The sequence below is a fragment of the Pseudoalteromonas sp. ATL1 genome, from assembly GCF_058933015.1.
Genome location: NZ_JBZYXL010000001.1, coordinates 2,199,314 through 2,223,245, shown reverse-complemented (window position 1 = coordinate 2,223,245; position 23,932 = coordinate 2,199,314). Strand labels below are relative to the sequence as shown.

Below are 23,932 nucleotides of genomic sequence, written 5' to 3'. Positions count from 1 at the left end.
GTATGAAATACAATCGCAAATTAATTAAGCTCGTTCCTCTTGCTGTGCTATCGACCGTTGCATTAAGCGCCTGTCAAAGTACGACTAAAGTTCAGCGCGTCGATGCGAATCAAGAAATTGCATTGTCAGACAAATGGAATGGAAAAGACTCACAGCTGGTTGCGGAGGCCATGATCAGCGACATGTTGAGTTTTCCTTGGGTCAATGACCATTTAAAAAAAGAAGGCACACGCCCTGCTATCATCATTCAATCTATCCGCAATAAATCACATCAACACATTGCGGTTGATACATTCTTAAACGACTTAAAACGTTCAATTTTACGCTCTGGGCAAGCTGACTTCGTGGCAAACAAAGAAGTCAGACAGGAGATCCGTGACGAGCGTAAAGATCAAGAACTGAACTCAAGTTTAGAAACGCAAAATGAAATGGGGCAAGAGCAAGGTGCTGATTATGCCCTATCAGGCACAATCAACTCATTTGTAGACGAGCAAGGCGGGACGCGTGTTACTTTTTATCAAGTAGATCTGCGTTTAATTGATATGACAACCAACCGTGAGGTGTGGAATGGTCAGAAGAAGATCCAAAAACTACAAGAGCGTTCAGGTTATGGCTTCTAAAAAACTGTCAGTCGCGTTACTTGCGATCACGGTAGCGATCACGGGTTGTAAATCAACGGCTAAACAACCAACAATCGTACAAATACCTGCGTGGGTGAGCAGTCTACCCAGTTCCGACTATCTGGTTTATGGCGTAGGTATTGCTGATAGTGTAGGTGATATGCAAAATGCCAAGCTCGCGGCGCAAGAATCCGCCAGGCTAGCGCTTGCTAAGCAATTGAACGTGACAATTTCCGCACATACCTCGGTCGCGCAAACTGCCGATAATAAATCCATGCAGTACCACGTTGATGAGTTGATCACTAGCAAAGTCCCTAACATCACCCTACAAGGCGTAAAAATTGAAGACGAATACCAGCAAGGCAATACGGCCTACGCGCTAGCGTCGTTTAATCGCACCGAAGCAATTATGCAAACTGAGCTAAGTATCAGTAGTATCGACAGCGAAATCATGCTAGTAGATCTTAGCTCGTCGAACAAATCACAACGATTGAAGCGTGCGATATCAATACGTACCTTGGCCGTTAAACGTGAGAAGTTAAACAATTATCTACAAATGCTGCAAAACCCAAAAGTCGCTATCCCGAGCGATGTGGCTAAACAATTAGATAATAGCGAGTCAGTACTTAATAGCTTAACGTTCAGCATCGTGCCCGACACAGCCCAACATAAAAATATTCGTGACATTATGGCAAGTGCCTTATCCAGTAATGGTATTGCTATCTCCGCCAATAATGCCGACTTTGAGCTGGCATTTCGCGTGAACTGGCAAGAAATCGCTAAAGCTGGTACTTTTTATAGCATTGCTGACAGCTATTTGGTGGTAAAAGAAAACGGCTTGGAAAAAGCGCACTTTAATAGCAAAGTAAAAGCAGCGTCTTCCTATGCACAAACCGCTAAAAATAATGCTATGCAAAAACTCGCGAACAAGCTTTCCACTCAGCTTGCAGAGTTTATTGTCTCTGGCGGGGTTTAAGTAACCTAAACTAGGATAAATACAAAATGCCGCACAACTGTGCGGCATTTTTTCTTACTCGCTTTCTTCGTAAAAGCGCTGTAATTGATCTTTCAGATTCGGAGGTACCCCTTTTATGGTTAAGGTATCCGTGCGCGCATCATAAATGACTCTTTCGCCTAAATGCTTGCGTTCAAAGCCCACACTTACACCACCACCTAAGCCTGAAAACTTAACCATGGTACTCACGGTCTTTTTATCAACAGGAAACGATTCTGCTAGGTCGTAGCCCTGCTCTTTGTAAAATTCTTCAAACGGCGCATCAGCGGACTTAGACAACGTATCAGAAAGTGTCTCGATGTTGGCATCTTCACCCGATGCTACACAGTCATTACAATAATCAAAAACTTCTTTTCTTAGATCATCTTTCTCTTTTTTATCAAACTGTTGCTCACTTAAGTAGTCTTCTACCGCATTCAGCATCACTTGTGATTGTTGCTTCGGGTCAATGCCCTCTTCACAACCCAAAAAGTCTAAGAAAAAGTCAGCCACTTTACGCCCTGCGCGTCCTTTGATAAAAGATATATATCGAGCATCATCAGGTTGCGTATCCCAGGCTGTTAAATCCACTCTGGCAGCAAGCTGCATGCGCGAAATATCTAAATGGCGCGACGCGGATAGGTCCAGTTCTGAAGTAATTGAGTAGTGCTCTTTTATGTTAATCAATGCGATTAATATATAATCCGTTGCCACGTACTGATAATGACAAAATGCCAAATAACCCGTTTCGTTAAATGCGTACTTATTTAGCTCTTCTTTAAGCACTTCTGTGGCTTGTTGCGTCAAATGCCAAAAACCAAGTTCATTATTACGGTAACTTTGCATGCCCGCAGACACTTGGCTGTTTTTATCTGGGCTAAATGCACAAAACCCTTTACCTGGTTTGCCATTGTATGCGTGATGTAATTGCTCAATGAATACGCCAACTTTATCGTTTACTTGCATTTCATCTTCGCGTAGGTGGATCTGCGTATCGTCGTCATGCTTGTCTACATAGTGTACAACAAGCTTTTTCACCTCAATGCTCATCTTTGTTTTTCACGCCTCTAGTGTTAAAATAGAAAAATTATAACTCTTTAAAATTGAACCAACTGATGCCTATCCAATCAAAATATTCCAATGAACAAGTTGAACAAATTGTTGACCAGCTAATTAATGTACTTACTGCGCAGCAGGCACCAGTCGATTTAAGCCTTATGTGTTTGGGAAATTCTATCACGCATATTTTAAAAGAACATGTGCCTGAGGCGAAAAGACAATCTGTAGCTGACAACTTTGCAAAAGCGCTCGTACAATCGGTAAAGTAACTGGATGAACCTAACCCCACAAAGCCCGTTTTCGTCAAAAGCCAGCCAACTGCTTAGTTGGGGTCACTGGTTTACCTTCGCAAACATTGGCTTGGTATTACTTATAAGCGCCAGCTATTTATTTGCAGACAAAGCGCCGGCCACGGCGCTTGGTGGCTTCTACATGCTTGTAACTTGGCTGAGCCATACCAGCTTTATTACCTTCTGCGCCTTCGTATTAACGATTTTTCCACTTAGCTTAGTCTTTCCCTATCCTCGCCACATACGAGGTATGGCGGCTGTCATCGCCACATTTGGGATCAGCGTACTTAGCTTAGACGCATTTGTGTATTTTCAATTGGGTTATCATTTAAACGTGCAATCCCTGCCGGAAATCGTGTCCTTGCTATGGGGTAAGTTTAACGGCTCACCCGTACTCGTATCTTTGATAGCTGCTGGCTTTATCGCACTGGTGTTGATATTTGAACTGCTTGCAGGTAATCGTGCTTGGCGACACCTTGAAGAACTCAAGCATTTTAAATTTCCAAGGTACGCAACGGCACTATTAGTCGGTTGCTTTGCAACAAGTCATAGTATTCATATCTGGGCGGACGCAAACGCTTACTTCGATATCACCAAGCAAGATAATGTGCTGCCTTTATCTTACCCTACGACGGCAAAAACTTTGCTCGCAAGGCATGAGCTTCTTGATATCAAGCAATACGAACAAGCGACGGATATTCGTGTAGCGCAAGCGCAAACACAATTTGCCCTGCAACAGCCCATTAAACAATGCACTGTTGCACAGGTTGAGCCAGCAACCGTTTTGGTGTTTGAAGATGCAGATAAATTAAGAAAGTTTGCAAAGCAACAAGCACTAAATGAAGTTAAACAACTTTTGCAACCCACCAATCATGATGATGCAATATTTAACCTCATCTATGGTTTGCCTGCATTTTATCGTTCAGCCATGGCTGATACACCAGTGCCACCTTGGAGTTCCGCGCAGTCTCTCGTAAAAGTCCAAGGATTTGATGCTTACCAAGATATTGTTGCCGATAATGCGCTAATTCATATCATAAATGTGCAAAATCCGTCTGTAATTCCAGCTTTGCAAGGCCCAATTGTTGCGTTTGCGCTTGCTCCAGCAAGTAGTGAAGTAATTTACAACAGTGTGTTTTATAGCAACCTGCTTTCTAGCTCTGACACATTAAGCTTCAAACAACCGCATGACATTATTTACACGCTTGTTGCAGAACATTTGAAATGCCCTAACCTCGCGCAAACGGCGATGTTAGGCCGAGATCTAAAGCACAGTACAGGTATTGAAGGGGTAAACTATACACAAGGTGTTTTAGTTGCGTTTAGAAAAGATAGGATCACGCTAGTTCGCCAAGATGGGAGTTATAAAAACGTCTCTGGGGCCGAAGGCTTTGCCATTGATCAAAAGCTCGATATTCCTTTTTTGATCAATAGTATCAAAGTATTGAAGAAATTTTCTAATCAAGATGATGCCAGATAGCTTGCCATTTTTTAACCTTTGGCTATCTTTTGAAGTTGGAGTTTTAAATTAAGGAAATCACATGGTTCGTGGCGTTATCTTGTTTTTGTTGTTATTTCACTTCCCCACTCACGCAAAAGTTATCGTTAACTACTACAAATGCGTAACTGAACGCGGCACCTTTTACAGTAAAGTGCCTTGTGGAGGAAGAGGCACCCAACATGTGCTTACTAAAACAACGCCTGACTCAGAAACTGATGCAGCTTCCCCTCAGCAATATAAATCACTCAATAGAATTGAAAGAAAACAAATTGTTCGAAATCTAAAAAACGAAATCAGAGCAAAAAAATATGAAGCCGCCACACTCAATCGTGAGCGGGACCAGAGTACTCGCGACCAACAAATGCGCGTCAGCCGACCGATGACGGAAAGTGAGCGTACAGAAACGATTAAAGACATTAAACGTAAGCTTAAAGACATCAACAAGCGCTATTACAAACAAGCTCGTACCCTTAACAAACAAATTTCGACACTCGAAAAACAGTTAAGACGTTACGAATAAGTGACACCAAAATAAAAATCCGTTAACCTAGGAACAGGTCCGATGACTTGGAGAGCAGAGTGTCGCCATTTTCAGTAGCCGAACTGATCCTCGCAGGGTTTACAAAACATTATCAGCTATTTCAATCAATTACCAAAGAGGCCAGTTGTGCTTTTGCACAGCAAGACGGGGCTAGAACACAACAGATCAGTAAGTCTCGCATTAGCCATTATGATGAGCGTGTAGAAGAAACCATTACGCAACTAAAACAAGCACTTCCTTGCAAAAACTTACAAGAACCACTTTGGTATCAAGTAAAACAAGAATACTTGAGCTTACTCAGTTTCCACCCTCAAGCCGAGCTGGCTGAAACATTTTATAATTCCGTGTTTTGCAGATTGTTTCACAGGCGATATTTTAATAACGATTTTATTTTTGTAGAAACCACACTAAAAGATGCCCCCGCACTGCCAGTTGAAGCGGAATATCGCAGCTACTTCCCTGTTGTGGATGGCTTAAAGCCGACAATAAAAAAAATCATCAATCACATGGACTTTAAATGTGAGTTTAATGATTTAAACAAAGACATAAAATTACTGACTAAGGCTTTTATTCGCCAAGCACCGGATACGCATCATCAAAGTCATCAAATGCGCTTTGATATATTGCAATCCCCTTTTTATCGTAATAAAGGCGCCTACATTATCGGCCGGGTTGTTTCCACCAGCGGCATACAGCCATTTATCATTTCAGTCTTACACAATGAGCATAACGCATTATATATTGACGCCTTGTTGACTAACTCATCGCAAATGAGGGTAATTTTTGGATTTGCACGCGCCTACTTTATGGTTGAAACTCATGCGCCTTCAGCGCTGGTACGCTTTCTTAATCAGCTAATGCCAAACAAAACTCCCGCCGAACTCTACAATGCCATTGGCTTTCATAAACAAGGCAAAACGGAATTTTATCGCGAGTTTTTGCATCATTTGAACCATAGCAAAGACAAGTTTTCGATTGCACCGGGCACTCCCGGCATGGTCATGATGGTATTTACGCTGCCCAACTTTCCGTATGTGTTCAAAGTGATCAAGGACACATTTGCAGAGAGTAAGCCATTTGGTAGAGATACGGTTCTCGCGCGCTATCAATTAGTTAAAAACCACGACCGTGTTGGCCGTATGGCAGATACCATAGAATATTCGAATGTGGTCATCCCCAAAACACGCCTAGAGCCAGAGCTTTACGAACAGCTAAAGCAAACCATTGCTGGCAGTATGCAAGACGAGGGGGACGTACTCGTTATCAAGCATTTATACATCGAACGACGGATGATCCCACTCAATCTGTATTTACAAAAGGCAGATAAGCGACAAACCGAAGCGGTCATAAGAGATTACGGCAACGCAATTAAAGAAATGCTTCAAGCGAATATTTTTCCTGGAGATATGTTGCTCAAAAACTTTGGTGTGACGGCGCATCAACGCGTGATATTTTACGATTACGATGAAGTTCAATATTTAACAGACATGAATTTTAGGTCTTTACCGAAAACAGATCTATTGGACCTTTACTCTGGTACAGACGAACATTCAGCGGCACCACAAGATGTATTTCCAGAGCAGCTGTGTACTTTTGTACTCACAAACCCTACACTCAGAGCCGTATTTGAAAAAGCGCATCCAGAGCTACTAAGCGCCAGCTATTGGCAACAAGCGCAAAAGGATATAAAAAATAAGGTTGTAAAACATGTATTTCCTTATCCTCAAACACAGCGCTTTAAACAACTAAATAAAACAAAGGAACGCCGTGAACATCAGCAAAATTGATTTAAACCTGTTGGTTTACCTAGATACCTTGCTCCGCGAGTGTAATGTGACACGCGCCGCAAATCAGTTAAGTATCACCCAACCTGCGATGAGTAACGGTTTGAAAAGGCTACGTAACTTATTTAATGATCCGATTTTGGTGCGAACCAGTGAAGGGATGGTACCCACCGAACGTGCTCTAGAATTACAGCCTGTGATCCGTGGTATTTTGATGACGCTGGAAGAAACCTTAGCGCCAAATAGAGAATTTGTTGCCAGCCAAAGTAATCGCGTATTTCGCATTATGGCCAGTGATTATGCTGCCAGTACACTAGCTCCAAAGTTGCTGAATAAGTTACATGAAGAAGCCCCAGATACAACACTTGATATTCTCACACCAAGTGATGTGACATTCCATGACGTTGAAAATGGCAAAGTGGACATGGCCATTAACCGATTTGAGAATTTGCCACAGTCGTTTCACCACAAACAAATATGGAAAGACAGCTTTTGCTGTTTGATCAAATCAGATAACCCAATCATTGATAACTTCACCCTAGATGCCTATTTAAAAGCACGCCATATCTGGGTAAGTAAAACCGGGTTTGGTGTCGGTGTGGGTATGGACCCTGCTGATGTACAAAAGTTGGGCTGGGTAGATGAAGCCTTAGCGCATTTTGGCAAACATAGAAATATCGCCACATTTACGCGTAACTATCATGTAGCTATACATTTAGCGAAAGAGCAAAACTTGATAGCAACTTTGCCGTCAAAAGCAGCAAATATCTACAAAGATGATCCAACCTTAGCTGTTTTGGAACCTCCGTTCCCTATCCCGCCTTTTGAGTTGGATATGATATGGAGTCCGTTGCTGCACCGAGATGCAAGTCATATTTGGCTTAGGCAAAAAATTGCGGAAGTTGCACAAGAGTTGAAATGATATTGTGGAAGGAGGCCAGAGCCTATACAAAAACATAGGATGGCCTGAGTTGGAGAAAGGAATCGTTGGTAGGATTTATATCAATCCGCAATAACACTTAATCATTTTGAGGGATTAAACCTGACGATAGCTGCGTTAAAAGTTTCTCATTTAGAACAACTAAATAACGAAATTTTTGCCTAGCTACCGACAAAGTTTTCTTGCCTCAAAATAGACAACTTAGTTAAGCGGATTGGTATTAGGAAGACGAAAAAAGCCCAGACGGTATTGCACCAACTGGGCATTAATTAATTGAATAGTAAGTTTAAGTTTTTATTTATAGGGTCTAGCGCTTAAGCGAGCTGCTCACACAATAAGTGAGAGCGAAAACCTTGGTAGTTAATTTGGTGCTCTACTTCACAGACAAACCACTTACCCAAGATTTGTTCAACTTTGTTTGTTTCTGTGGTGGATTTATCAACTACCTTGATCACCGCACCCGCCACAATTTTCGCATCACCAATCATAGATAAAGCCAGTGTTTTGGTCGCACGTTTTAAACGGCTGTGTTTTGCCTTCGCGGCCCGCTTAGCGGTTGCTTCATCAGCATACACATAGGGCAATACCAGCGCGGGGCCGCCCTCACCTTCTTTAACAGGCATACGGGTAGCCGTCTCTAAGTCGTGGTAAAATGCGGTCACTTCACCCACTTGGCGATAAGCGCCTTGCTCATAATGCCAGTCGAGTATTTTAAAGTTGCTCACTTCAACTTCCGTTAACGACTTACCAGACAGTGATTTGCCTGTACCACGCGCCATAAAGATCAGCTTGTCGTAGGCTATTTTCAAAATGGCATCAAACTGCTCAGCCAATGAACTCAGCAGCTGGGCATCACTCTCATTTTGCTCAATATGGGGTAGCTCAATGTTTTTGAAAACGTCGCCCACTCGCGGATCTAAGCCATGTTCACCAGCAATGTCCGACACCAGCTCTCCGAGTTTTTTGGGCTTTTTAGGATCTTCCGGCCATGAGCGCTGTTTTGGTGTTTTCAGTGTGGTGTGCCAAAACAGCTTATTACCAAACAGTTCCATAGAGCGATGGGGCCCTCGTAAACTGGTTTCACCCACTTCAAAAATACCAAGTGGTTGCAAAGTGGCGGTTTTATCTTCGTTTCCTTCTTTGTAGCCCATAGCAATTTCAACGGTATCCGTTGGTTTTGACACTTGAATAGGTGCAGGCTCTAAGTTATCAAAACGCACATAACAACTGTCGCTCATCAATCCAGTTTTTAAGCTCACTCTTACGTCAACAATACGGTCAACTAATCGCTTTGCGACTTCCTTACCGTTGGTTTTAATTGAAAACTGAGGTTGAATATTCGTGTTGCCACTGTCCATTGTTTATACCTCAATCCCAAATATTGATTACGTTTTGCGCAATTGGTTTTTCAATCACTTCTGGCAAGAATATTTCAATATTTTCTTTGTAAATCGCGCCAAGTTCTGCTAAGCCATGGTTGGCTTCTAATACCATTTCTACCATGTCACTGCTGCGTCCATAATGACGCCAGCAGATGTTGTCTAAGCAGTCACCATCGCGGGTAATATAGGTAACACCATTCATCGTATTCACCTCGTTACTTTGTATTGCCGTCATAACTCTCTAAGGTCATTTGGAACTGAATTTCTCTTGGAATACCATCGTTTAAAAACAGCTTGCGCTCTTCATTAATCGACTTGATGATCCATTTACCCATAACGCGACCAACTGAAGGGCTCGATTTACCGCTTTCTTCTACGTAACCCAATGTAAGAGGCTTACCTTTGGCAGCCTCCGCACGCATTTTATCAACCTGTACTAAGCCCCCTTCTACCAGTTGCGGATAGATGGTGCCATCGAGGTTAATACTTTGCCTGCCAACCCCAATAAATTGTTGAACTGGGCTGTTTTTTTCCGTTTGCGAGTCTTGGGTTTTCCAACGATATTCCGTTTCGTAACTTAACTTACTAAAAGCGGCACTGCTGACTGAGAATTTGTAATCACCCAGTTGCATCATGTGCGATGCACTACTTACTTTTGCCATTAGGCTACCTCGTCTATATATCTCAGGCGCATATCGCGCTGTGCTTGTTGCTGCTTTTGCTCAAGCACTTGTTTAATTTGTTCAGCAATATCTACAGCAGACATTTCAGGCGTGGCGTTTACCGTAATGTTGGCATTAACCGTCACACTGCTATTTACATTCGGTTGTGAAGATGCTGCTGACTCTGTATTGGTAATTTCATGCAATGCATTTGGGTCATTCTCAAGTGTTGATGACAGTACAGCCGCATCTGGCGATTTAGCCGCCAGCTCTGAGATTGGTTTTGCATTAGCCTGCTCTTTACCCAGTACTTTTTCACTAAACCAACCGCTAACACCGCCAACTGCTTTGCCTACTGCACCGCCACTGAAAAAGCTCAACATCGGTGCGGCTGCTGCCAATACCGGATTTTTAGACTTTCCTAAAGTGCGACTGATTAGCTCCCCCGCCACCCAGCCACCGCCTGTTTCTCCGATGCTCTGTGCTTTTTCTTTGGCTGATAAAGCATCGTTATTCGCCGTATTGAGTATGCTTAAACCGTTCACCGCATGACCTAAAGCACCAGTGGCATTGGCCACTTTGCTCATTTTACTGCCCGGCTTATTGGCGCTGGGCTGCGTCGCCATAATCGTGCCCGTGATGGCACCCATAGGGCCGAGCACATTACCCGCTAAACTCAAAATGTTGCCAAATGTATTTGAAGTACTGGCAGATTGTGATTGCGCCGTATTATTGGCGGTACTTGTCACTGACGTACTTTGATTTGAAGTATTCTGACTCGATGTGCTTTGTACCTGCGAGCTAAGCGTTTGATTGTTACTCTGATCTGTTTGCTGAGTATTACTGGCCACTGACTTAACAATGGCGTCATTTGCTGCGGGTCGACCAAGCGTTTGGTCTACTTTGCCGATACTCAAAGGTTGTGCATTGGCTAATGATGCCGGCTGGCTTTGCGAGCCTTGCGCCACACTGTCCGCGGCATTACTTGTCTCTGGAGAGGTTGGCGCTTCATCGTCAATCTTGCTACCAAACCAGTCGCCTAAAAACCCACCCAGTGACTCACCGCCAAACGAGCCGATTGCTCCGCCAATCGCACCACCAATAAGGGTACCAACCCCCGGAATGATGGAGCCAATGGCTGCGCCCGCCGCGGCACCCGCCATGGCACCACCGACACCACCGGCAGCAGTGCCAATTTGCTGAGACTTTTCACGTTTGCTAAGACTGTCGTCTGACAAAGTGGAAGCAACATCAGCCGCGCCCATAATGCTACGCAATGGACCAGTAAATCGGCCGAGTGTTTTTGCAATTGGGCTGCGTACTATGCTCTTAAATAAACCACCGGCTTTAAACTTAGGTTTATTCATCTTGCCAAAAATAGGGTCATTGGCAGCGCCACTTTGACCAAGCTTTAGCTTGCTGGTTTGTTTAACCGGCTGCTTTGTTGATAACTTATTTGACGTTTTTGATGACTGCTTACGAGGCTGCTCATTTAAGCCACCATCCAATACTTTTAAAGCTGGCTTTGCTGATTTTGGCTTTGCTTTTGGTTTGGCTTGGGTAACATCTCTGCCCTCTTTAGCCCACGGTTTTTTGTTGCTGCGATATTGCGCTTGATTGCGCTTACCACCGCGACGCTTACCTCTACGATTCTTAGCTGGCTTTTTCTTCTGCTGCTTTTGTGATGGTTGTTCATCATCACCAAGCGATGATAAAAACTCCGTCGCGGCATCACCTACCGATGATAAATCACCGTTCAAAATCCCCTTAAAGTCGAGTTTACCAATGGCAGCACCATGCTTTTTAAGCACAGACGCCGCATCGCTAAACCCAAAGGAGTTAAGCAGATCAGGACCCGCTTTCACCAAGGACTGTAAATCGCCCTCCATGATCCCTTTCATATCCAGCTGTTTTAAAGCTGGTAAAGCGCTTTGTAACGCTTTGGCTGGGCCTTTAAAGTTGGCGGCTTCCATCAACCCCGGCGCAGCATCCAATAATGATGAAATATCACCACTGGCAATACCTTGCATGTCGAGCTGTTTAAGTGCTGGTAGCGCGGTTTTTAATACCTTTGCAGGGCCTTTAAAGTTGACCGCTTCCATTAAGCCCGGCGCAGCATCCAATAATGATGAAATATCACCACTGGCAATACCTTGCATGTCGAGCTGTTTAAGTGCTGGTAGCGCGGTTTTTAATGCCTTTGCTGGGCCTTTAAAGTTGACCGCTTCCATTAAGCCCGGCGCAGCATCCAACAATGAGGAAATATCGCCGCTGGCAATACCTTGCATATCCAGCTGTTTTAACGCGGGTAACGCGGTTTTTAATGCCTTTGCAGGGCCTTTTAGATTGGCCGTTTCTAAAATGTCGGGCGCAAGATCAATTAATGAGGAAAAATCCCCTGCAGCAACACTCTGTAAATCCAATTGATTTAACACACTAACTTGCTTTGCAGCTGGCTGTTTATAGTTACCTGAATCTACATTTTTAGCTTTGCGTTGATTTCGCTTAGTCGCATTTAATGCCGAAGGTACTGAACGCTTATTGCCTTTTTTACCGCTGTGCTTTGTGGCGTTGCCATGCGTGCCGTTACGCTTTACTTGGGATGGGGCCTGCTTTTTTTCAGCTTTTGGCTCTAATGCACTGACCGACGGCGCTGCGCTTTGCAACGTATCAGACAAACCAATTTTATTTTTATCAGGCTTTGCCTGATTGCCTTTTGGTTTTGCCGTAAATTGGTTATTTATTGTTAGCTGCTGTTGAACCGTTTTAACGTTGACAACTTTTAAACTGGCTACCGTGTTAAGTAAGCCGCGAATGGCATTACCAACACTTTGTTCAAGAGTTTTAGGTAAATCTTTGCCAAGTCCAAGTATGGCGTTTTCCACCGCGCCGATAGACCAATTTAGTTGCGTAAAGCTTTCGTCGAGCGATGAAACATCAATGGCATTGAGCAAATTCGCCGTGCTGAACTGCACTGATGATAGGCTGTCGCGCATCACACTTTGTGCATCCAATTGTCGCACTGCCGATTCTTGCGCACTCAGCAAGCTGCTTTCAATTGTAGCGCTGCCATTACTTGCAGGGCGCTGTGCTAAAGCAACGGTTGGTGCTTGTTCTTGATGGCCTTCACCTAGCAGATCTGCTCCTTGAGAACCTTTTCCTTGAGGGAATGCACTGGTTTGTTCAGCAAGCGTTGCGTTGAGATCCAACAAATGCGCACGCAACTGCGTAACGTGGCTTGCCAAAAGTTCATTAACGTTAAATTGAGATAAAAGGCCAAGTAATAATTCTAGCGGCATAGTGTCAAACGCAAGTGCTTCATTTTGAAGTTGCGCAATTACCTGCCCAAGTACTTCGGCACTGACGCTAATGTCTTCATATGGCTGAACGCTTGGCAGCTTGTTTTTCACCTTGTTTTGGGCAGTTCCCTGCTCAGTCGAAGCGCCCTTAGTTTGTGGGCGAGTTTGATCAGAAAAGTCCTGATTTGTCATAGCAATACCTAGGAAATACAAAGAAATGAGCGACGTGCCTGTGTTGGAAGTGCCTTGCAACCAAAGGAGATTTGGCTAGCACAAGCAGGCGTGATGTTTATTTTTGTAGCGCGAATCACACTGCATAATGCGATTTGCGCTACAAAAAAGGCGGGATTAACCCGCCTCAGTCGATTGTTTATAGTCTACGGCTGCCTCAAACCATTCGCATAGCTCAGGTTCGGTCAGCGCGTTTAACTCGTTTAAGCCCCACCCAGTATATTTAGCGAGGGCAATAACCATGGCTTTTAAGCGCTTGGGCGGGATACGAGAAAAGCCTGTAGCTTCTCGCGTAATTTGACAAAATCACTCCAGTCTAATTCTTCAATTACATCCGGAGAGACCTCGCACAGATTTGAGAAGTAACGAATTTCGCTTTCTGACTCACTCAAATCTGTTTTGTCCACCATTAAACGGTCACGTACTTTTGGTCGTCTCATTGTCAATTGGGCATACTCATGCGCGTCGACCGTTACTGGGAAGTTCAGTTTAATGATATCTGTCATAATTTATTACGCTCCAATTGCAGCACGTAGCAGTGCCATTTGATCTTTACCGTTGATGATACGAGTGTCGTTGTATAGGTCGATGTCGTAGATAACGTCTTGACCAATCTCTAATTTGTACTTTTGAACAGCGTATTGAAGCGTTAGTTTAGCTTCTTCGCCGTCTTTCCAGTTACCCATATCTACTTCTTTGAAGAAGCCTTCAAGTGTTACTTTTACTGGCACTGGCTCTTCGCCTTGTGCTTGAATTGCACCACGTGCAGTAAGTGGTGTAGTTTTACCACTCCAGTCACCTAGTAGCTTCATCATGTCAGCGTTGTACTCAAGTAAAGTCACTGAACCTTCAAGCTTTTCAAGCTGGCCTACATCAAGCTCGATTGGCGCTTGGAAACCTGACGTGACTTCACGTGTTTTTACCGTTACTTTTGGCAACGTAATTTCGTCTGCAAGACCTAGGTAGCCTTTACCATCAACGAATAACTTGAACTTTTTTAAGATTTTAGGAGACATTGCCATTATACGATTTCCTCTAGGTAGTTGTTGGTAAGAATGCTCTTGAAGGTGATGTGCTCAGCCGGTGTTGGTGGTGTAAAGTCAAAGCTAAAGAACACTTTACCTGCTTGAATGTTTTCAGGGGTATTTAGGTCTTCATCAGCCCAAATTTGGCCACCTAAAATCGCACCTTGTGCTTTTAGTGAATCAAGGTAAGACTGAACACTTTGCGTTACATCTTCGATGTAAGTTTTAGTGATGTTGCGGTCCACTGCCCACATGTGTGCACGTAGTAGTGAATCATTAATCATATCGGCAGTACGAACAACTGATAGGAACGCCCATTTAGGGTCGTCAGAACACGTACGGTTACCCCACAGTTTAAAGCCGTTTTGACGAATAATTGTCGCCACTTGGCTTTCGTTAAGTAAGTTAGCTCGAGCACTCTTATCACCTAACTGGAAATCGATAGCACGTGCAGTACCAATAATACCGTTCATATTGGTATTACTTGGGCTCCACCAGAAACCTCGGTCGTTATCTGATTTTGCAATCATACCGGCAACACGCGCACTAGCAGGCTCAACTACCGATTTGCCATCTTTGAATACCTTAACTGCTGGGTCAACAACAAATACACGACGTGAACCAAAGTCTTTACGGTATGCAATTGCGTCTGCATCGTTAGTATCTGGGCCATCAGCGATTATTACCGCACGTAAACGCTCAGCTACACCAATCATTTCTTTAACAACTGGGTTTGCATTATTTTCTGGACGTTGATGTGCATAGCCAGGAGCAACTAAAATACGCGGTGTAACACCCAACACCGACTCAGCACCTAAGAATGCCTGAACACCTTCGTAAGTACCATCTGTAGCAACACCGCCAACCATGTTAGACATAATTGCAGCCTCATCAGCACCTTCAACACGTACCACTACAACCACTGCACCAGCTTGGTCAAAAATACCGTCCATTGCTGCTGGCAATGTACCTTCTGTACCTAAAGGTGCGGCTTCAGCTCGTTTACCTGCAATTAATACAGGTGTATTAAGTGGAAATTTATCTGCATCTGCAGCTGGTGCTGTACCAATAACACCAATTACTGAGCTTTTTACTGTTTTGATTGGACGAGTGCCTGATTGCGCCTCGATCACCTCTACACCATGTAGAAATTGTGACATATGATTCTCCTTTAAGGGTATGTCAGTTAGAAACAAAAAAACCACGCATAGCGTGGTTTGAGATTTAAAAAATAATTGGGAGATTAAGCCCAGTTTGTTTGTCGTTATACCTGAGGTATTAAACTTGAATGCCTTCGATTAAAACGGGTTCGCCGTTAATTAAATACAGGCCATTTATATCAATTGATAATTTGCCGCTGCCAGCAGGTTGTACTGCTACCGACTCTAGGCGAAAACGTGGCTCCCACTTTTCTAATCCTTCAGAAATGGCGAGTGTAATGTCCCCAACCAAAGAGGTAGAAAAGGGTCTGTCGAGCAAGTCGAATAAACCACAGCCATAGTCACGGCGCATTACTCGACTACCGAGCGGCGTCGTCACTATGTCACGAATACTTTGTCTTAAATGGTCAACCCCAGATAGTGGTCGACCCGTTTGTGCGTTCATACCAATCATTGCGCTTCCTTTTTGTTAACCGCCCACAGTAAAACTGCCTTCACCCAGTGCCATCGCACCACCGCAATTGGTTGCATCACCTATGCGAGCCACAGCTTTACCTGCAATGGTAAAGCTCCCTGCGCCTGCCGAAATGGTTTTGCTAATATGCTTGGTTTTTGGGTCTGCAATCATACTGTGGGTACTGATCTTATCGCCAACGCGAAGTACGGGTTTACCAGCCACCGTAAAGGTGGTTTGTGAGGCGCTGACGCTACCCGGTAAAAAGCCCACATGCACGTTGGTAATATGACCATCCAACGAAATAGCTGGCATAACTTACTCCTGCGCACTGATATGGCTACCATTGAGTTTGAGCGTTGCTGCCGCTTTGACTGCCACGTTGCCGTCAGTAGATTCGATATTCACTACCGAACCTTTTAGATTCAACGCATCCTTCGCAGATACCGAAATTTTTCCTTTATTCGTCGTCAAACTGGCATCGCCATTTTCAACCGTGATACTGGCGTTTTCCGTGACAGTGACATTGGCATTGTTTTTCACAATTACGTTCAGGTCGTTATCACACTCTAAGATAATGTCTTTGGCTGACTTGAGTTTAATTACCGCGGTATCTTGCTTAACATCAATTAAGTATTGGTGCTTGTTGCGGTCATACTCGACCATTGAACCATCTTGGTACTTGGTGCGCTGTACATTAATACGTTCTTCCTTGGCAACATCGCTTACTACCTTGTCGATGTTGTGCTCTTTTTGATACACACTGCCGAGCACTACGCCTTGAGCTAAGTCGCCACAGGGAGCTAATACCATCACTTGTTCGCCCACTTCGGGCGCTTGCCAAGTCATATCGTTAAACGCTTGATTGGTTAGCCATGGCAACCAAGTGGTGAGCCAATCACCAATTTTGACCCGTACCTTGGCTGTTTCGTAATCCACCTCATTCACAGTGCCAAGCGATATCAGCTTTGCCAAACGACTTTGCATATCAGCCTGTGCTAGATTACTTTGCAAAGGATTAGCCAGCATTGTCTACCTCCGCGATCACCACTTCACCTTGTGCATTGACGGTTGCCACATGATGATGCTCGCCGCCTTGTGGGCCCAAATACACATCGGTAATAGTTGGCCCCGGCAACTCTTCTGGCGGCTCCACTTGATAGTAAAATTCCCAAATAAGTTTGGCTTTGCCTATCATGGAGTCGCTTTGTTTGGTAAATGCAAACTCGGCGTTTTGCGCCACAAAATGCTGCCAAGGAACGGGCACACCGTCTGCCTGCATCAAAGCTTCACTGGAATCTATCACGGTATCCAAACGCTTCAGTAGCGCGATACTATCGGCATCTTCCGCTTCAATGTCTAGTTGCAGTTTTAACACTCGTCTGTCGAGCGGGTTTGGGCTTAAGTTCTTATTCGACGTAGGCCCATAGGTAACGCCTGATGCGCTCCCGGTACTTTGCAACTCACTGGCTTGACGTTCTGATATCAGCGTGACACAAAGCTGCGCCACTTGCGTTAAATCTGGATACGGCAAGGTGTGTTTAATATGGCCAACTTGAGCCATACCTTGTAATCCAGACGTCAGGTACTCAAGCACCTTTTCAACTAGGGTACTGCGATGATTCATAGTGATTCTCTGATAAAATGCTCAGCTTCTAAAAAGAATAAGAGGCTGTAGGATTAACGGCGGACAGCGTGCCCGAAGAGGGTTAGATAGCTGGCTTTTGTGGCCACACTACTTCGTCTGGGTTATCGAATGTTTGTGGTATATCACGAAGTGCTTGGCGGTAAGCTACAAACTCTTCAGGTAAAGCCTCTCCCACTTCTTGATGTTTTACCACAACCCAGTCTGTTGCTTTTAGGTGTGCATCGCGAATAGCTTTGACCGTTGCCCACTTACTTTCTGCTAACAATTGCTCTACGGGCATTTGGTTTTCAAAATCGGATACTTGTGATTCCATGATTAGCTCTCCCAATGAGGTTTTTCTTGTGTAATGCGATTCGCTGACGGTTGTCCATTCACTGACGTGTATTCTGAATTCACCCTAAACGCCCTTGTTGAGCCACAGTGTGGACGTGTGTCAACCTTGAGAGTGATTCTAGCTATTCCTTTATGACTTCCCTGACCAATTGCGCGAAATGCAACAGGAAGAACTGTCCCTTCTAGTTCATTGGTTAATTGAATTTCCTTTTCAGGATTCTCTGGCTCAGAAATAAAAACTGACACAGACTTATCATTAGCAACCTTCCGAATTTCTAGTTGACCAGCCACTGAATCCTGTGTAGAGGTTCCTGTAAATATTAGGTGATCCGTATACCCATCAGAGGCAAACATACCTCGGTGAGTCATCAAAAATTCAACTTTAAAATAATCTCCGTGACCACCAAACGACGATGAGGAGATGAACTCTAGCATATTAATATAGTAAGGAGGCTGAGGTGTAGAACAGCGAGGATAAGCTGAATCAGGGCCATCTGTATCTCTTGTATAACCACCAGAGCTTAAATATTCGCCAAAGCCAAATCGCTTTACTTTACCTTGATGGTAAACATCAATGTCATTAATGTTTTCTACAAAGGACTCCTTCCAAGAGTCAAAAGTATTCTCTGCGACTGCAACTTTTGCATCAACCTCTCCCATCTTAGTACTCACCGTACTATTAATCTCGCCGATTTTATCTTGTACCGTTTGGGTTAGGCCGTTGGCTGCGGTGACCACATCGGTCAACCGCTGCGTCATGGTTTTATTTTGTTCTGACATGAATATTCCTTATTTAAAATAAGTACTTTGCTTGTTGGTTTGCAATACAAAAAGCCTGCTACTAGGCAGGCTTTAGAATGTGTTTTCAACCGTATTATCGTCTATAAAAACGTTTGGGTTATTCGTTCAGTGTATGTGTATCTTACTGAATTTTATGATTTAAAACAGGTCAACTCTGACCTCTAAAAAGTATTTAGAGTCATGCGTTTACGCTTGCTCTAGAGCGACAATACGCAGCTCCTGCTCAATTTGACGCTGCATGGTATTGAGCTGCACCAAGGCCATGTCTGCCAGTTCTCTATCAACAATAATATTGAGGTTATCAACGCCGACTTTCACTTCAACACTGTTAGACGGTATTTGTGCCAGTGATAAGGTCAACCACTGCAATACTTTTACATCGGGTGTGCGGTAGCCAAGGGTGGTATCTGGTTGTGAATACACGCCCAGTAAAATAAGCTCTCCGGTGTCATCTGGTGACTCGATATAAACACCGATTTCACGAATCGCATATTCTAACGGCGCATCAAACTTAGCAGCAATTTTTAGCTCGCAGGTTTCACCATCACTGTAGTCAGTATCAACAATGGCAACACGCTCTTTTTCGCCTTTTAATGCGGTTTGTGTTTTGCTTGGTGTATAGGCTGCATCACCAAACGCCATATGACTAATTTTGCCTTTAAAGCCTCGCTGAGTTGCGCTAAGTAGCGCATTTAAACCTGCTTGGGTAAATTGCAAGGTAAGTGCTGACATTAAGTCGCTCCTTGTAAAGTTAAATGATTAAATTGAATACGTGTAAGCAAAGCCGCAATACCTTGTGAAATTGCTGCAGGTTCAGGCTTTACCCCTAACCACGCAGCCTGATATTCGCAGTTTGCTATGGCACTTTTACCTGCCAACGCACAGCCCAATGCAGCTGCTGAGCTTGCAGGCTTTATACCTTTAAACTGCGCATCGTTATCAATCGCTGCAATGCCTGCCTTAGCGCCAAAACCTGTCACTAAAAACCCGTTTGAACCGTTGGGCCTAACGCCCTCAAACTGAGCCTGTTTATCGCTTGCACCAACGCCTTGTTTGGCACCCAAAAAAGCCCCCGAGAATAACGCTCCATTATCGGGGTGTACGCCGTTAAATGCCCCATCCTTGCTGGCAAGTCCAATCCCTGCACCACTAAACAACCCGGTTCCAAATTGTTCTTTTAAAGAAATGCCCAGTTGCACTTCAACATGCACTGATGCGCGTTTGGCCGTCTCTACAATGCGTTTAACCTGCTGCAACATCGCTTTGGTAAGCAGGCCCTGCGCGTTGGTGTCTAGGTTTTGATTCACGAGCGCCTGTACCACCACCGTGCCACGCTGTGCACCTTCGCTTTGCCACCACTCTTGAATGTCAGTTTCAATGCCCAAACTATCGAGGGCCTTTTCAAGTGCGTATGGCGTGGCTTTATAACGATGTACTTCAAATGCATCAGCAATCACTTGGCGTTTGTTTTTTTCGCTCCACGCGTCGTTCCAATCATCAACCGATAGTGACCATGCCAACCAAGGTAGTAACTGGGCTGGGCACTTATGTGGGTGCCAAATGTCATGTAAAAGCCCAGTTTGGTCTGGATAAGTCAGTAACTGGGTTAAAGCCTGGAGTAATTTGCTCGCATTACTGGGCAGCAGCTTAGGTAAATTTGCAAAGTTATCCATTACGCCTCCGCCACAACCGACACATCCACTGTAATACTGTTGCACTGAGCCACTTCATTGGCCGCTATGCTTAAATCTTGTGCTGGGCTAATAATTTGACCACTTTGTACGCCTGGCTGATTTAATGCGGCAAATAGCCCCATATGATTAATGTCTCGGCCAAGTAAAGTTTGCTGCGCGACATATTTTGCCAGTGCTGCTTTAACGCTGTGCTCCACAACTGACGCTGCAGGCCCTGCTAAAACTTGTATATGTACTTGAATATCAAATTCTTGCACCAGAGGGCCCGAAATAGTCACCCTATCCCCTAACGGCCTTATTTTTGATGCATCAGCGCTGATAGTGCCATCTGCTTTTAGGCCAAAGTGTTGATGAATTTTTGCCAGTAACTCTGCTGATGGCATGCCATTTTGTTCATGGCTTAAAATTGTTAAATGAATATCACAAGGTTCGGGGCTGGTGACATACACGTCTTTTATACGTGGATCTGCCGATAGCGCATGAAATTGATAAGCCTGTTTACTACCAGCGGTGTTTAAGCCTTCAAACACCATTTGAATGCGACGGCGAAAGCGCTCATCATTTTCGGGTTTTGCCAGTTCACCCTCGCCGAGCGTTTGTCTTTCTAGGTTGTAGCGTGCAGCAATGGCGTCTAAATCATTACCTGTTGCGCTAGCTAGCATATTGCCTTTAATGGCATCGTTTAACTTGCCATCAAATAAAAGTTGTTGATAAGCCATCATTTCAAGCATGACTTGCATTGGCTCTGATTCTAAATTCAAAGCGTCTTGATATTGTGGGTATTGAGACAATAGCTTATTTTTAAGTTCACTCAGCTTTTGTTCAAAATCTAACTCCGTTATGGTGTCAGGTAATGGCACCTTAGACATATCTAATAAATTAAAAACGCGCATATGCACCTCTGACGGCCAATAAAAAAGCCCACTTGAATCAAGCGGGCTAATTGGTTGGATAATGGAACTGTTATAGTAAATGCTCGTGTTTAAGCATTTAGTTAATCATTCAGTATATGTGTATCTTACTGATTTTTAGTGTTTAAAACAGGTCAACTCTGACCTTATAAAACAACTTATGTTTACGCTTAGTTTTAAGCTCAACGTAAATATAAATTATCTAGTGCGGCGGCAAATCTTGAGTGTCCTAAGTTATCGTCATTCTAACGAAGAGCAGAATCTTGCTGCATGCTAACCCACGTTTCTGTGTTCTAAGATCCTGAATCAAGTTCAGGATGACGATTTTGAGTTTAGGGCCCCTCTCCTGTGTCATTCTGACGAAGGTCAGCATCTTGTTCTATACAACCGCTTTGATTGGCTAGAAGATCCTGAAACAAGTTCAGGATGACGAGCAGCAAATCTAGGATGATAAGAGACGAGTCAATGAAAATAAAAAAGCCTACCCAAATGGGTAGGCCAAAAACACAAAGATGGGAACCTAAGCTTTCAGCTCAATCAATTGCACTTTCAATGAGAAAACGCTTTTCAGTTGATTTGTCAGCTTATGTGTATCTTACTGATTTTTAGGTTTTAAAACAGGTCAATGCTGACCTCTAGGCAAAGAAAGAGCCTAAGCGATTAGTTTGCTGTTTGCGGTTCGCGCACTACATAGAAGGTCGTATTACTGGCACTAAAACGCGGCTCTGTAAACTCTTCATTTAACAATGAAGCGCTGACCTGATAACGGCCTGATGTTGGAAAGTTGAAGGTTGCGCTAAATTGCCCGTCTTGAACCTCAATAGGAAAGTACACGCGACGACCATCGTCCCGAAGCACTGGCACCAAAAACGATTCATCTTCGATATCTAGTTGACCTGTTAGCATCACATTCTGCCCTTCGGCAACCGTGACTTTTATTGACTCTAAATCTTGAATGTTACTCGGCACTTTTAATGCGCCAGTAATTGTTTGCAATTGTACTGCTTTTAGCTGAGGCGCTGCTTGTTGCGCAAGTGCCTCTTCGCGCGCTTGTTCTTGAGCTTGATACTCGCTATACCAAAGCTGCGCTTGCTCTTTTGATTCCCAACGTTCACCAGACTCAGGGTGCGTTAATAAATAAGTGCCATGCAAATGAATGGCTTGTTTTGTATTACACCAGTTAAACATATTAGCTCCTTAAGCAAAGTAAACACGAGATAATGCAGTTTCAAGAATGCTACCGCCACTGTGATAAGAACGTAAATATTGAAAAACGACTATTGCTCGATGAATCGGTGAAAAGCCAAGCAATTGGGGATGAAATTGCACATCATATTGACTGTGGTTTGCATTATGGCCATTGAAAGCCCCCACACTTTCAAGGGTAGCTTTTATGTTGGCACCTTTATTTGGTAAGTTGACTTTACTCTTAAAGCTTTTAGTGTAGTGCAAGTTATCTCCGCGGCTATTGTAAAAGCCAACTCGATGTCGACCGAGATTCTGTGTTGGTATGCTAGGTAAGCGTTCATACAAACCATTCTCGTAGCTTAGCTCACACAGCACGGGCGGTCGCTTCACTTGTAAAGCGATATTGTTTGTTGAATAACCCGTCGCATAATCGTACCCAATGCCACCATATAACGCTAAATTACTTGTTCCATTTGGTGCACAACCATAACTATGTAGCGCAACTAAGCCCTGTTCAAGCGCCCACTGGTCAAATGCACTTTCTGTATTAAATGATTGATTGATTTCTTTATGCCACGCAGCGCCATCAAATGTATGCAATATTTCTGAGTCTACAACATACAGTATTTTACTTTGCGGCGACTGATATACCTTCAAGTAATCCACGTTATGGCTAGACATTGCATTCAATTCATTTTGCTTGTAGACGGATATCAACTTTGAGTCGTCTCGATAGCTAAACAAATGAGTAGTTGCATTTTTACTCACAAACATACCAATAAAATTGGCATTGTCTGAAGTAATTAATGAGGTTGAACGTTTAGATTGGATCACCGCGCCATTTTTATCGATCTCCAAAACAACTGCAGGGTTGTTGGCATTGGTTTGATTACCACCGTCATAATAAAGATGATATGTACCTGCATCATGATTGACCAAACTGACCACATTGTAAGCACCATAGTTTTGTTTCTGATCCATGATTAGTGCTGCCGTATTATCGTAATAATCAAGCACAAAATGCATTTCACCAAGCTTACGGTGGGGCTCTTCTAGTTTGCTCGGCAAATTCGCTAAGCTTTGCGCAACATTAGTCACCAAACTTGCACTGATCTCATTAAACTTCGTCTCAAGCTCTGGCAATAAACTTAAGTTATCACTTTGCTCCAGCAGCTTTGCTTGCAGGTCTTTGACCAGCGCGCTGGCATCTTTTATTTCACCGGTCGCAGTATCCAAATGCTGCTCTGCCACCGCAACAAGTGCAGCTTCTAAGTTTGCACTACTAGAGAGCTTTTGAATCGCATTGCTGACTAGGGTTTGTTCTTCCGCAGTGAGCTTATTACTGCTTTGCATTTTATCGACTAGGTGGTCGACCATTTCCTGTACGGCATTATTGATTGTGGCCATAACATCCT

26 protein-coding genes are annotated in these 23,932 nt (G+C 43.8%); 7 read left to right on the top strand and 19 right to left on the bottom strand.

Annotated features, from left to right (window positions below; all coding sequences use genetic code 11):
* Positions 1–2 precede the first annotated feature (2 nt).
* Both AC5FX4_RS10075 and AC5FX4_RS10070 read left to right on the top strand, forming a co-directional pair.
* Entirely contained in the window at positions 3–620 is a 618-nt protein-coding gene (locus AC5FX4_RS10075) for a penicillin-binding protein activator LpoB (RefSeq protein WP_493606277.1), read from the top strand.
* Entirely contained in the window at positions 610–1,596 is a 987-nt protein-coding gene (locus AC5FX4_RS10070; RefSeq protein WP_493606276.1) for a hypothetical protein, read from the top strand. Before AC5FX4_RS10075 ends, AC5FX4_RS10070 begins: the two co-directional genes overlap by 11 nt.
* A 54-nt stretch (positions 1,597–1,650) precedes the next feature.
* Here AC5FX4_RS10070 and yejK read toward each other — a convergent pair whose 3' ends face one another.
* Positions 1,651–2,664 carry a nucleoid-associated protein YejK gene (yejK, locus tag AC5FX4_RS10065; RefSeq protein WP_493606275.1) on the bottom strand — a complete coding sequence of 338 codons (1,014 nt, stop codon included), beginning with the start codon at positions 2,662–2,664 and terminating at the stop codon, positions 1,651–1,653.
* Between the two features lie 65 nt (positions 2,665–2,729).
* Here yejK and AC5FX4_RS10060 point away from each other — a divergent pair, with 65 nt between their 5' ends.
* From AC5FX4_RS10060 to AC5FX4_RS10040, 5 genes are all read left to right on the top strand, one after another.
* A complete protein-coding gene (locus AC5FX4_RS10060) occupies positions 2,730–2,942 on the top strand; it encodes a YejL family protein (RefSeq protein WP_476292793.1) in 213 nt (70 codons plus the stop codon).
* 4 nt (positions 2,943–2,946) lie between these two features.
* A complete protein-coding gene (locus tag AC5FX4_RS10055; RefSeq protein WP_493606274.1) occupies positions 2,947–4,443 on the top strand; it encodes a DUF3413 domain-containing protein in 1,497 nt (498 codons plus the stop codon).
* A gap of 61 nt (positions 4,444–4,504) precedes the next feature.
* On the top strand, positions 4,505–4,984 hold the full coding sequence (locus tag AC5FX4_RS10050; RefSeq protein WP_493606273.1) for a DUF4124 domain-containing protein: 480 nt from the start codon (positions 4,505–4,507) through the stop codon (positions 4,982–4,984).
* Between the two features lie 59 nt (positions 4,985–5,043).
* Positions 5,044–6,792 carry a bifunctional isocitrate dehydrogenase kinase/phosphatase gene (gene aceK, locus AC5FX4_RS10045; RefSeq protein WP_493606272.1) on the top strand — a complete coding sequence of 583 codons (1,749 nt, stop codon included), beginning with the start codon at positions 5,044–5,046 and terminating at the stop codon, positions 6,790–6,792.
* Positions 6,773–7,711 (top strand): LysR family transcriptional regulator, encoded by a 939-nt coding sequence (locus AC5FX4_RS10040; RefSeq protein WP_493606271.1) that lies wholly within the window; start codon positions 6,773–6,775, stop codon positions 7,709–7,711. Before aceK ends, AC5FX4_RS10040 begins: the two co-directional genes overlap by 20 nt.
* A 332-nt stretch (positions 7,712–8,043) precedes the next feature.
* On the opposite strand, the gene AC5FX4_RS10035 is transcribed toward AC5FX4_RS10040, so the two are convergent.
* From AC5FX4_RS10035 to AC5FX4_RS09950, 18 genes are all read right to left on the bottom strand, one after another.
* The gene (locus AC5FX4_RS10035; protein WP_493606270.1) at positions 8,044–9,087 is read right to left on the bottom strand and encodes a phage late control D family protein; all 1,044 of its coding nucleotides are present in this window, start codon (positions 9,085–9,087) and stop codon (positions 8,044–8,046) included.
* A gap of 10 nt (positions 9,088–9,097) precedes the next feature.
* Complete coding sequence (locus AC5FX4_RS10030; protein WP_246239855.1) at positions 9,098–9,346, bottom strand: tail protein X; 249 nt, start codon at positions 9,344–9,346, stop codon at positions 9,098–9,100.
* The gene (locus AC5FX4_RS10025) at positions 9,327–9,773 is read right to left on the bottom strand and encodes a phage tail protein (RefSeq protein WP_493606269.1); all 447 of its coding nucleotides are present in this window, start codon (positions 9,771–9,773) and stop codon (positions 9,327–9,329) included. The genes AC5FX4_RS10030 and AC5FX4_RS10025 overlap by 20 nt, the downstream gene beginning before the upstream one ends.
* Positions 9,773–13,264 carry a hypothetical protein gene (locus AC5FX4_RS10020; RefSeq protein ID WP_493606268.1) on the bottom strand — a complete coding sequence of 1,164 codons (3,492 nt, stop codon included), beginning with the start codon at positions 13,262–13,264 and terminating at the stop codon, positions 9,773–9,775. The genes AC5FX4_RS10025 and AC5FX4_RS10020 overlap by 1 nt, the downstream gene beginning before the upstream one ends.
* A gap of 287 nt (positions 13,265–13,551) precedes the next feature.
* Complete coding sequence (locus AC5FX4_RS10015; protein ID WP_476292802.1) at positions 13,552–13,809, bottom strand: phage tail assembly protein; 258 nt, start codon at positions 13,807–13,809, stop codon at positions 13,552–13,554.
* Between the two features lie 6 nt (positions 13,810–13,815).
* The gene (locus AC5FX4_RS10010; RefSeq protein ID WP_493606267.1) at positions 13,816–14,325 is read right to left on the bottom strand and encodes a phage major tail tube protein; all 510 of its coding nucleotides are present in this window, start codon (positions 14,323–14,325) and stop codon (positions 13,816–13,818) included.
* Positions 14,325–15,488 carry a phage tail sheath subtilisin-like domain-containing protein gene (locus tag AC5FX4_RS10005; protein ID WP_493606266.1) on the bottom strand — a complete coding sequence of 388 codons (1,164 nt, stop codon included), beginning with the start codon at positions 15,486–15,488 and terminating at the stop codon, positions 14,325–14,327. The genes AC5FX4_RS10010 and AC5FX4_RS10005 overlap by 1 nt, the downstream gene beginning before the upstream one ends.
* Positions 15,489–15,606: 118 nt before the next feature.
* Positions 15,607–15,942, bottom strand: coding sequence for a GPW/gp25 family protein (locus AC5FX4_RS10000; protein WP_493606265.1), 336 nt, complete (start codon positions 15,940–15,942; stop codon positions 15,607–15,609).
* Positions 15,943–15,957: 15 nt separating this feature from the next.
* Positions 15,958–16,257, bottom strand: a complete 300-nt coding sequence (locus AC5FX4_RS09995) for a PAAR domain-containing protein (protein WP_493606264.1) — start codon at positions 16,255–16,257, stop codon at positions 15,958–15,960.
* A 3-nt stretch (positions 16,258–16,260) separates the two neighbouring features.
* Positions 16,261–16,971, bottom strand: coding sequence for a phage baseplate assembly protein V (locus AC5FX4_RS09990; protein ID WP_493606263.1), 711 nt, complete (start codon positions 16,969–16,971; stop codon positions 16,261–16,263).
* Positions 16,961–17,569: a hypothetical protein gene (locus AC5FX4_RS09985; RefSeq protein ID WP_493606262.1), complete on the bottom strand. Its 609-nt coding sequence runs from the start codon at positions 17,567–17,569 to the stop codon at positions 16,961–16,963. Before AC5FX4_RS09985 ends, AC5FX4_RS09990 begins: the two co-directional genes overlap by 11 nt.
* An 82-nt stretch (positions 17,570–17,651) precedes the next feature.
* Positions 17,652–17,903, bottom strand: coding sequence for a tail fiber assembly protein (locus AC5FX4_RS09980; protein ID WP_493606261.1), 252 nt, complete (start codon positions 17,901–17,903; stop codon positions 17,652–17,654).
* A gap of 2 nt (positions 17,904–17,905) precedes the next feature.
* Positions 17,906–18,703, bottom strand: coding sequence for a hypothetical protein (locus AC5FX4_RS09975; RefSeq protein WP_493606260.1), 798 nt, complete (start codon positions 18,701–18,703; stop codon positions 17,906–17,908).
* A 207-nt stretch (positions 18,704–18,910) separates the two neighbouring features.
* A complete protein-coding gene (locus AC5FX4_RS09970) occupies positions 18,911–19,456 on the bottom strand; it encodes a phage tail-collar fiber domain-containing protein (RefSeq protein ID WP_493606259.1) in 546 nt (181 codons plus the stop codon).
* Positions 19,456–20,397 (bottom strand): phage tail protein I, encoded by a 942-nt coding sequence (locus AC5FX4_RS09965; RefSeq protein ID WP_493606258.1) that lies wholly within the window; start codon positions 20,395–20,397, stop codon positions 19,456–19,458. Before AC5FX4_RS09965 ends, AC5FX4_RS09970 begins: the two co-directional genes overlap by 1 nt.
* Positions 20,397–21,311 (bottom strand): baseplate assembly protein, encoded by a 915-nt coding sequence (locus AC5FX4_RS09960; RefSeq protein WP_493606257.1) that lies wholly within the window; start codon positions 21,309–21,311, stop codon positions 20,397–20,399. The genes AC5FX4_RS09965 and AC5FX4_RS09960 overlap by 1 nt, the downstream gene beginning before the upstream one ends.
* A 678-nt stretch (positions 21,312–21,989) precedes the next feature.
* Positions 21,990–22,517: a hypothetical protein gene (locus tag AC5FX4_RS09955; RefSeq protein WP_493606256.1), complete on the bottom strand. Its 528-nt coding sequence runs from the start codon at positions 22,515–22,517 to the stop codon at positions 21,990–21,992.
* A gap of 9 nt (positions 22,518–22,526) precedes the next feature.
* Positions 22,527–23,924 carry a hypothetical protein gene (locus AC5FX4_RS09950; protein ID WP_493606255.1) on the bottom strand — a complete coding sequence of 466 codons (1,398 nt, stop codon included), beginning with the start codon at positions 23,922–23,924 and terminating at the stop codon, positions 22,527–22,529.
* Positions 23,925–23,932 lie beyond the last annotated feature (8 nt).